The 2,416-nt window shown below is 69.7% G+C and carries 3 protein-coding genes; all 3 read right to left on the bottom strand.

Going from position 1 to position 2,416, the window contains the following annotated elements; genetic code table 11:
* Positions 1-687, bottom strand: a 687-nt coding sequence (locus tag AQI95_RS43225; RefSeq protein WP_079071987.1) for an adenosylhomocysteinase, incomplete at its 3' end; no start/stop codon positions are given.
* Positions 677-1,537, bottom strand: a complete 861-nt coding sequence (metF, locus tag AQI95_RS43220) for a methylenetetrahydrofolate reductase [NAD(P)H] (protein WP_067136894.1) — start codon at positions 1,535-1,537, stop codon at positions 677-679. The genes metF and AQI95_RS43225, both read right to left, overlap by 11 nt.
* A partial coding sequence (locus AQI95_RS43215; protein ID WP_279617063.1) for a vitamin B12 dependent-methionine synthase activation domain-containing protein occupies positions 1,534-2,416 on the bottom strand: 883 nt, incomplete at its 5' end. The genes AQI95_RS43215 and metF, both read right to left, overlap by 4 nt.

The following is a 2,416-nucleotide window of genomic DNA, read 5'->3' as shown; positions in this document are numbered from 1 at the left end:
GTGCCGGCAGCCGTACTTGTTGTCGAACTTCGACTTCGTCACCGCGTCGTTGACATTGATCGCCGGGAAGAGAAGAACACCGTCACGCTGCATCTCGTACAGACGGTGGACACCCGTCGTGGTCTCCTCCGTCACACCACGGATGCCGGAGGCGAGGGCCTGCCAGTCGATGGTGCTGTTCTCCAGCAGCGAGCGGACGACGGCGAGTTCCTCGTTGGACGCCTCCGGCAGCTCGCCCGTCTTCTGGTGGTCAACGCCCTTGTGGACGAGGAGGGTGGCGTCACCGCCGTCGTCCAGGATCATGTTCGGGCCCGCGTGGCCCGGCCAGGTCAGCGCCTGCTCCGTGCACCACCAGTACTCCTCGAGGGTCTCGCCCTTCCAGGCGAAGACCGGGATGCCGGCGGCGGCGATCGCGGCGGCGGCGTGGTCCTGGGTGGAGAAGATGTTGCAGGACACCCAGCGGACCTCGGCGCCGAGGGCCACCAGGGTCTCGATGAGCACGGCCGTCTGGACCGTCATGTGCAGCGAGCCGGTGATGCGGGCGCCGGCCAGCGGCTGGGCCTCGGCGTACTCCTCGCGGATCGCCATCAGGCCCGGCATCTCGTGCTCGGCGAGCGTGATCTCCTTGCGGCCGAACTCGGCGAGGGAGAGGTCGGCGACCTTGAAGTCGGTGAACTCAGCTGACATGAAGGCTCCTTGAGCTGTTCAGTACGTTGCGGTGGATGTCCAGGGCCGCTGTGGACTTGTTGAGCGTGATGTAGTGCAGGCCGGGGGCACCCTCGGCGAGCAGCCGGTCCGCCATGGCGGTGGCGTGCTCGACCCCGATCCGGTACGCCTCGTCGGGCCGCTCGCGGGCGGCTTCGAGACGGTGGGCCAGATCCTCCGGGAAGGCGGCGTCGGAGAGTTCGGCGAAGCGCCGGATCTGCCGGACGTCGGTGGCCGGCATGATCTCCGGGATGATCGGCGTGGTGCAGCCCGCCGCCGCCACCCGGTCGCGCAGCCGCAGATAGTCCTCCACGTCGAAGAACATCTGGGTGATGGCGTAGTCCGCACCCGCGCGGCACTTGGCCACGAAGTGCCGGATGTCGCCGTCCCAGTCGGGCGAGCGCGGGTGCTTCTCCGGGAAGGCCGCGACGCCGACGGTGAACTCCCCCAGGGACCGCACCAGTTCGACCAGCTGATACGCGTAGGTGAAGCCGTCCGGATGCGGCTCCCACGGCCCCTTGGGGTCGCCGGGCGGGTCGCCGCGCAGCACGAGCACGTCGCGCACTCCGGCGTCCGCGTACTGGCCGATGATGTGGCGCAGCTCGGCCACCGAGTGCCCGACGGCCGTCAGGTGCGCCACCGGGCGCAGCGTCGTCTCGGCCACGATCCGTTTGGTGACCTCGATGGTGCGCTCGCGCGAGGAGCCTCCCGCACCGTAGGTCACGGACACGAAGTCGGGCGCGAGCGGTTCGATGCGGCGGACGGACTGCCACAGCGCCTGCTCGCCGCCCGCCGTCTTCGGCGGGAAGAACTCGAAGGAGAACGTCGTCATGCGCGGCCTCCCGCGTTGAAGTAGCCGGCCTCGGGGTGGTGGACGACGATGGCGTCGGTGGACTGCTCGGGGTGCAGCTGGAACTCCTCGGACAGATGGACGCCGATCCGCTCCGGTCGCAGCAGGTCCGCGATCTTGGCGCGGTCCTCCAGATTCGGGCAGGCCGGGTAGCCGAGCGAGTAGCGGCAGCCCTGGTACTCCGTGCGGAACATGCCTTCCATCGCGGCCGGTTCACTGGCGTCGATGCCGAGTTCGGTGCGGACGCGGGCGTGCCAGTACTCGGCGAGCGCCTCGGCCAACTGGACGGACAGGCCGTGCAGTTCGAGGTAGTCCCGGTAGGAGTCGGCCGCGAAGAGCTTCGCGGTCTCCTCGCCGATGCGCGAGCCGACGGTGACGACCTGGAGGCCGACGACGTCGGTCTCCCCGGACTCCTCCGGGCGGAAGAAGTCGGCCAGGCACAGCCGGCGGCCGCGGCGCTGGCGCGGGAAGGTGAACCGGGTGCGCTCGTTGCCGTGCTCGTCCAGGATGATCAGGTCGTCGCCCTTGGAGACGCAGGGGAAGTAGCCGTGGACCACGGCCGCCTCCAGCAGGTTCCCCGTGCGCAGCCGGTCGAGCCACATACGCAGCCGCGGCCGGCCCTCGCTCTCGACGGTGTCGCCCTTGAGCCCCCACTGGCCCTTGAACAGGGCGGCCTCGTCCAGCCAGCTCGCGTACTCCTTGAGCTGGATGCCCTTGACGACGCGGGTGTCCCAGAACGGCGGGGCCGGTACCGGGTTGTCGACGGCGACGTCGGAGCGGCCGATGTCCTCGGGTTCCTCGACGGTCAACTCCCGCTTGGGCACGCGGCGTTGCTTCAGCTCGGGCAGCGTCGCACCCGGC

Origin of the sequence: Streptomyces yokosukanensis (genome assembly GCF_001514035.1) — a bacterium.
GTDB lineage: Bacteria > Actinomycetota > Actinomycetes > Streptomycetales > Streptomycetaceae > Streptomyces > Streptomyces yokosukanensis.
This window is presented reverse-complemented; position numbering and strand designations above follow the sequence as displayed.

Excerpts from the sequence above, each read along its gene's own strand:
- metF (WP_067136894.1), bottom strand. The coding sequence starts at position 1,537 with ATGACGACGTTCTCCTTCGAGTTCTTCCCGCCGAAGACGGCGGGCGGC.